Consider the following 6,799-nt stretch of genomic DNA (forward strand, 5'->3'; position numbering starts at 1 on the left):
GCTCGTGCCGCGCTACGCGGAGTTCATCGGCAACGAGATTCAGAAAGCGTATCTGGAATCCTACTCCGATTACGGCCAGAACCTGTTCGACCGTTACGTCGACTACGCCGACGCGTGGATCGAGGATCAGGACTTCAAGGATCCCGACACCGGCCAGATGCTCAACCGCGACCTTCTCAACCAGGAACTGACCAAGATCGAGAAGCCTGCCGGAATCGCCAACCCGAAGGACTTCCGCAACGAGGTCGTGAAGTTCTCGCTGCGCTCGCGGGCCCAGAACGGCGGCAAGAATCCGTCCTGGACCTCTTATGAGAAGATTCGCGAAGTGATCGAGAAGCGCATATTCTCGCAGGTCGAGGATTTGCTTCCGGTGATCTCGTTCGGTTCGAAGAAGGACGGCGAAACCGAGAAGAAGCACGGCGAATTCGTCGCGCGGATGGTGGGACGCGGCTATACCGAGCGTCAGGTCCGCAGGCTCGTCGAGTGGTACATGCGTGTGAAGCAAGCCGGCTGAGGCGGCCAGTACCGCCCGATCTGAAGTCCCTGCGCTATTTGCGGCCGGTTCGTTTCAGGGACTTCAGATCGCTAAGCGGTACTGAAATAATAGTTTGCTAGTGCCCATGACTTTCCGAAGTTCGTGAAAGGTGGGTGCTGCAAGGAACACGAACTTCGGAAAGTGAGCACTAGAACAGTGGCGATGTTCATAGTCGATCGGCGTCTGAATCCAGGCAGCAAGAGCCTGGAAAACCGTCAGCGTTTCCTGCGTCGCGCCAAGGCGCTGGTGCGGGGTGCGGTGAAGAAGACCTCCGAGGGACGCGACATCAAGGACGTGCTGGAGGGCGGGGAGGTCTCGATCCCGCTCGACGGGATGCATGAGCCGCGGTTTCGCACCGAAGGCGGTACGCGCGACCGGGTGCTTCCCGGCAACAAGAAGTTCGTCGAAGGTGACATCCTTCCACGCCCCGATGGAGGCCGGGGAGGGCGGGGATCGCAGCCGGGCGAAGGCGACAGCGAGGATGATTTCCGCTTCGTCCTGTCCCGCGACGAGTTCGTCGACCTCTTTCTCGACGATCTCGAATTGCCGGATCTGGCCAAGCGCAGGCTGGCCGACGCCGAGAGCGAAGGCCTCCAGCGTGCGGGCTATTCGACCTCGGGATCACCGGCGAATATTTCGGTCAGCCGCACGGTGCGACTGGCGCTGGCGCGCCGCGTCGCGCTCAGAAGGCCGAGGCCGGAGACGATCGCCCGGCTCGAGGCGGAGCTCGAGAGTTGCCAGGACGAAGGGCGCCGCGCCGAGTTGATCGCCGAGATCGAGGCGCTGAAAGCAAAGGCCAAGCGCATTCCCTTCATCGATCCGATCGATATCCGCTTCCGCCGGTTCGAGACGGTGCCCAAGCCGGTGGCGCAGGCGGTGATGTTCTGCCTGATGGACGTGTCGGGTTCGATGTCCGAACACATGAAGGATCTCGCCAAGCGCTTCTACATGCTGCTTTACGTGTTCCTCACCCGCCGCTACCGGCATGTCGAGATCGTCTTCATCCGCCACACCGACCGCGCCGAGGAGGTGGACGAGGAGACCTTCTTCCGCGGGCCCGCGTCGGGCGGCACGCTGGTGTCGAGCGCGCTGCAGGCGATGAGCGACATCGTCAGATCGCGCTTCCGCCCCGCCGACTGGAACATTTACGCAGCTCAAGCCTCCGACGGCGACAACTCGATCGCCGACAGTGCGCTCACCGGGCGGCTTTTGACTGATCAGATCCTTCCCGTGAGCCAGTTCTTTGCCTATCTCGAGGTCGGCGAGGCCACCGGCAGCTCCTTCGAAATGCCGGACTCCTCGCTGTGGACGCTGTATCAGCGCCTGCGCGCCGACGGCGCACCTCTGTCCATGCGCAAGGTCAACGAGCGCAGCCAGATCTTCCCGGTGTTCCACGAACTGTTCCAGCGTCGACGAAACCAGGAGAAAGCCGCGCCATGACAGCGACAGCCGAACGCCTGTTCGAGGGAGCGGATTGGGATTTCCCGAAGCTGCAGCGGATACACGATGCCTGCGAGGAGATCGCGAAAGGCGAACTCGGGCTCGATACCTATCCGAACCAGATCGAGATCATCACCGCCGAACAGATGCTGGACGCCTATTCTTCGGCCGGCATGCCGCTGTTCTACAAACACTGGTCGTTCGGCAAGCATTTTGCCCATCACGAGGCGTTCTACCGCAAGGGGCTGAAGGGTCTCGCCTATGAGATCGTGATCAACTCTTCGCCCTGCATCTCCTATTTGATGGAAGAGAACACCGCGACCATGCAGACGCTGGTGATCGCGCACGCAGCCTTCGGCCACAATCATTTCTTCAAGAACAACTACCTGTTCCGGCAATGGACCGATGCCGACGGCATCCTAGATTATCTCGACTTTGCCAAGACCTATGTGGCGCAATGCGAGGAGCGTCACGGGCGGCTCGCGGTCGAAGTCACGCTGGATGCGGCCCATGCCCTGATGTCGCATGGCATCGATCGCTATCCCGGCAAGAAGAATCTCGACCTTCGCGCAGAGGAAAAACGCGCCAAGGAACGCCGCGCGCATGAACAGAGCATGTTCAACGATTTGTGGCGGACGGTGCCGACAGGACCGGTGAAGAGCGCGGAGCTGTTGAGCAGCGAGCGGCGGCGCAAGCTGCTCGGGTTGCCGCAGGAAAATATCCTCTACTTCCTGGAAAAGACCGCGCCCCGCCTGCAGCCCTGGCAGCGCGAGATCCTTCGGATCGTGCGCCACATCGCGCAATATTTCTATCCGCAGAGCCAGACCAAGGTGATGAACGAGGGCACCGCGACCTACGTGCATTACCGCATCATGAACCGGCTGCACCAGCAGGGCCGGCTTTCTGACGGCAACTTCCTCGAATTCCTGCAGTCGCACACCAACGTGGTGTTCCAACCCGATTTCGACGACCAGCGCTTTTCGGATTTCAACCCTTACGCGCTCGGCTTTGCGATCATGCAGGACATCGAGCGCATCGTGACCCGCCCGGACGACGAGGATCGCGAGTGGTTCGGCGAGATCGCAGGCTCTGGCGACGTCATGGGTGTGCTGCGCAACGTCTGGGCCAACTACCGGGACGAAAGTTTCATCAGCCAGTTCCTCAGCCCGCGTCTGATCCGAAGCTGGCGGATGTTCCATCTGCACGACGATCCCGAAGAAGCCGCCGGCATCAAGGTCGATGCGATTCACGATGCGCGCGGCTACCGGCGAATCCGCCGGGAACTCGCCAAGCAGTATGACGTCGGCTATATCGATCCGAACATCGAAGTGGTTGATGTCGACCTTGCGGGCGACCGCCGCCTGATGCTGCGCCACGTCGTGGTGAAGGGCGCCCAGCTCAATGAAACCGACGCCAGGCGTGTTCTACAACATCTCGCTGATTTGTGGACGTATGACGTATCTCTGGTTGAAGTCGATGCCAAGGATACGGTATTGAAGGAGTACGTCGTCAGCCCGCGCAGCCTGGCGATAGCGGCCTGAACAAGCCCGAGAAAAGAGCGGAGAAAACGCCGGGACCGGCCGCCAAGCCTGTTGAAAACTCCGCACGCCATGAAATGTCCGCCGAGGGCGCCGAATTTTGCCCCAATCCCCGCAAGATATTGCGGCGGGTGTTTAAGTAGGGGAATGCACATGGCGTACAAGCGAACTGAGGTTGCTATCGAAAGAATTATTGCATCCTGTGATGGCAACATGCGAGGAGCGCTTGAAGCATTGATGCTGGTCAACGAGCATCTGGAGGCTGAGCTTTCCCGGCTCTACGCCTTCATGTCGATCGACGAGAGCGGCGAAGTAGCGTTCGAAACCCTGCACTGAGTTCCACTGCGCCATTTTCGATCGCCGATCGGCAAGGGCGCAAATCACTCGGACAGGTAGAAGCGACAAGCGTTGCCAGCGGGCGAGGCTGGAGCGAAGCGGGAGCCATTTGGCTCCGAGGCTTTGCGGCCTGTTGGATCCGCCGCAATCATTGTGGCGCATCGGGCGCACGTAGATCGATCCCGGTGTGAGAGGCGCCGCCGGGCGGGGCCGTTTTCAGCAAAGTTCCGGCCAGTAGAGCCGCATCGGATTTTCGACCAGAAGCTTGCGTTGCAGCTCGGGCGTGGTCGCAATCTGCGGGATGAAGTCCACCAACAGGCCGTCGTCGGGCATGTGGTTTTTCAGATTGGGATGCGGCCAGTCGGTGCCCCAGAGCACGCGATCAGGAAACGTCTCGACCATGCGGCGCGCGAAAGGAACCACGTCGCGGTAGGCGTTTTGTTCGCCGTTGAGCGCTACCGGTCCCGAAACCGACAGCCGCTCCGGACAACTGACCTTGGACCACACGTTCGGATTCTCGGTCATGAACTTGATGAAGCGTTCGAATTCAGGCCCGTCCACCGCTTTGCTCACATCGGGCCGGCCCATGTGATCGACGACGACCGTCGTCGGCAGGGCGGTGAAGAAGTCCCATAGCTCAGCCAGGTCGACCGCCTCGAAATAGATCACGACGTGCCAGCCGAGTTTTTCGATGCGGGCGGCAATCTCCATCAGTTCCTCTCGCGGCGTGAAATCGACGAGCCGCCTGACGAAGTTGAAGCGCACGCCGCGGATGCCTGCCTCGTGCAGCACGCGCAAATCAGCATCCGAGCTGTCGCGCCGCACCGTCGCAACCCCCCGTGCGCGCCCGTGCGCATGGTTGAGCGCATCGACCATCGCGCGGTTGTCGGCGCCGTGACAGGTCGCCTGCACGATGACGTTGCGCGAAAAGCCGAGATGATCGCGCAGGGCAAAGAGCTGCTCCTTCGAGGCGTCACACGGCGTATATTTGCGCTCCGGCGCATAAGGGAATTTGTCTTTCGGGCCGAAGACGTGGCAATGCGCATCCACCGCGCCCGGCGGCACCTTGAAGCGGGGTTTTGAGGGGTTTTCGTACCAGTCGAGCCAACCTGGTGTCTTTTCGGAGCGCGCAGTTTCGACCATTCACTTGCCCGTCTTTTTATTCTTGCTCGCGATGCTTACGAGAATGCGGTCGGCTTCACAGCGCCAATCCGGACTGCGCGCGAAACCTTCAAGTCCCCGCTCGCCGAACAGGCCGAGGTCGGCGAGATCGGCCATCCACGCCTGGCGTTCGGCCGTGCCTTGCGACGACCATGGCTCAAGCCCGATCTCGCGTACGGTTTCTGCCACCTCGCGCACTTCCTCGCTGCGGCGGCGGCCATGCTCGATCACGCGCTGGAAGAAGTAGGCGCCCTGCTTTTCCCAGTCGATGCCGGGGAAGGTTTCCTTCAGCGACGCCAGCACCGCATCCTCGACGCCATAGGCGCGCGCGGTGGTGAAGCTCTCGATCAGCATGGCCTCAAGCCCCTTGATCATCACGCTGCGGCACATCTTTACCGCGGAGGCGACGCCGAGTTTTTCGCTGGCGACCCTGGCGTTGAATCCCAGCGCACCAATCAGCGGCGCGAGTTCGCCCGCATCCTTGCCGCCGAGCAGCAAAGGCACCCTGATGCGGTAGGGCGGAATCGATGTCATCACGGCGCCCTCGACATAGCGGCCGCCGCCACCGTCGATCAGCGCTGCCGCGCGTTGCTTGGCGCCGGGCGAAGCCGAATTGAAGTCGAGGAACCAGGTGCCGCGCTTCACCGTGCCCGCGCACGCCTCGGCCACCGACACGGCCTGGCTTGCGGTGACGGCGGAAACGACAAGATCGGATTGCGCAGCAAGTTCGGCATGCGAAGCCGTCAACCGCACGTCATGGTGGTTGGCGTGATCGCGCAAGGGACCGCCCGCCTCGTCGCCTCGAAGCTTGACGTCAAAGGCCATCACCTTGACGTCCTGCCTGCATAAATCTTCGGCGAGGATACGTCCGACTTCGCCGTACCCGACAAGGCCGACGTTCCATTTCGGCGGATTGGTTGCAGGCGCGGTCATGGCAGAGGATCTTTCCTGTCGGATAGCGGCGGATTTGTCTTTATAAACAGGTCCTACCGATGCAGGAAGGTAGTGTCTGCTTTGCGTCCGAAAATCGGACATCGGCCCGGCACAAAGGATATCCGCCACGGCCGTAAAGCTGCACTTCCCTTGCGCCGCCACGACACCTAAATTGAAGGCGAACGACAGGGAGTTCGCCATGCCGCAAGCCGCAACACCGACTGAAGAATCCGCTCTCGCGCCGGACCATATTGAAGCGACGCTGAACTACATTGTCGACGATGGCAGCAAGGTTTTCACCGTCGTCGCCGGTCCCGGCGGTACCGACACACGCTCAGGCGGCACAGCCGATCCGCGCCGCATAACCATTCACAACGGCCGTCGCCATCCGGAAAATTTTGTGTTGGAGCGCCACGGCTTTCGCTTCGTGTGCCACGACACGAAAGTTGAGGACTTCTATGACGAGGATCAAATCCGGCGGGTCTACTATCCGGAGATGGAAGCGCTGATCAAAAGCGAGAGCGGCGCCAGGCGCGTCGTCGTATTCGACCACACGCTACGTACCGCCGACGACGAAATGCGCGAGTCGAAGAGGACCCGAGAGGTCGTCCGCCGTGTTCACAACGACTACACGGAATGGTCGGCCCCCCAGCGTGTGCGCGATATTCTCCCTGACCAAGCCGAAGAGTTGTTGCAGCGGCGCTTCGCCATCATCCAGGTTTGGCGGCCGATCCACCATCCTGTGGAGACTTATCCGCTCGCCATGGCGGATGCGCAAACGCTGTCGCCACCGGATATGATTGTGTCAGAGCGGCGCGCGCCCGGACGCATCGGCCAGACTTATGCGATCAAGTAC

At 61.2% G+C, this 6,799-nt stretch carries 6 protein-coding genes and 1 pseudogene; 5 read left to right on the top strand and 2 right to left on the bottom strand.

The genetic code is table 11. From position 1 onward, the window contains the following. From VNX23_RS08350 to VNX23_RS08365, 4 genes and pseudogenes are all read left to right on the top strand, one after another. A pseudogene (locus tag VNX23_RS08350) lies at positions 1-514 on the top strand (PrkA family serine protein kinase); the annotation flags it as partial. Positions 515-697: 183 nt separating this feature from the next. Further along, positions 698-1,975, top strand: coding sequence for a YeaH/YhbH family protein (locus VNX23_RS08355; protein ID WP_325628945.1), 1,278 nt, complete (start codon positions 698-700; stop codon positions 1,973-1,975). Then, positions 1,972-3,516, top strand: coding sequence for a SpoVR family protein (locus tag VNX23_RS08360; RefSeq protein ID WP_325628935.1), 1,545 nt, complete (start codon positions 1,972-1,974; stop codon positions 3,514-3,516). Before VNX23_RS08355 ends, VNX23_RS08360 begins: the two co-directional genes overlap by 4 nt. Positions 3,517-3,666: 150 nt before the next feature. Then, entirely contained in the window at positions 3,667-3,849 is a 183-nt protein-coding gene (locus VNX23_RS08365; RefSeq protein ID WP_325628937.1) for a hypothetical protein, read from the top strand. Positions 3,850-4,065: 216 nt separating this feature from the next. On the opposite strand, the gene VNX23_RS08370 is transcribed toward VNX23_RS08365, so the two are convergent. Beyond that, a complete protein-coding gene (locus tag VNX23_RS08370) occupies positions 4,066-4,992 on the bottom strand; it encodes an amidohydrolase family protein (protein WP_325628939.1) in 927 nt (308 codons plus the stop codon). Next, positions 4,993-5,943, bottom strand: a complete 951-nt coding sequence (locus VNX23_RS08375; RefSeq protein WP_325628941.1) for a DUF1932 domain-containing protein — start codon at positions 5,941-5,943, stop codon at positions 4,993-4,995. 199 nt (positions 5,944-6,142) lie between these two features. On the opposite strand from VNX23_RS08375, the gene VNX23_RS08380 reads away from it, so the two are divergent. After that, on the top strand, positions 6,143-6,799 hold a 657-nt coding region (locus VNX23_RS08380), incomplete at its 3' end, for a CmcJ/NvfI family oxidoreductase (protein WP_325628943.1).

The organism is Bradyrhizobium sp., assembly GCF_035570375.1.
In the GTDB taxonomy this organism is placed as follows: Bacteria; Pseudomonadota; Alphaproteobacteria; order Rhizobiales; family Xanthobacteraceae; genus Bradyrhizobium.

Excerpts from the sequence above, each read along its gene's own strand:
- VNX23_RS08355 (WP_325628945.1), top strand. The coding sequence starts at position 698 with ATGTTCATAGTCGATCGGCGTCTGAATCCAGGCAGCAAGAGCCTGGAA.
- VNX23_RS08370 (WP_325628939.1), bottom strand. The coding sequence starts at position 4,992 with ATGGTCGAAACTGCGCGCTCCGAAAAGACACCAGGTTGGCTCGACTGG.
- VNX23_RS08375 (WP_325628941.1), bottom strand. The coding sequence starts at position 5,943 with ATGACCGCGCCTGCAACCAATCCGCCGAAATGGAACGTCGGCCTTGTC.
- VNX23_RS08365 (WP_325628937.1), top strand. The coding sequence starts at position 3,667 with ATGGCGTACAAGCGAACTGAGGTTGCTATCGAAAGAATTATTGCATCC.
- VNX23_RS08360 (WP_325628935.1), top strand. The coding sequence starts at position 1,972 with ATGACAGCGACAGCCGAACGCCTGTTCGAGGGAGCGGATTGGGATTTC.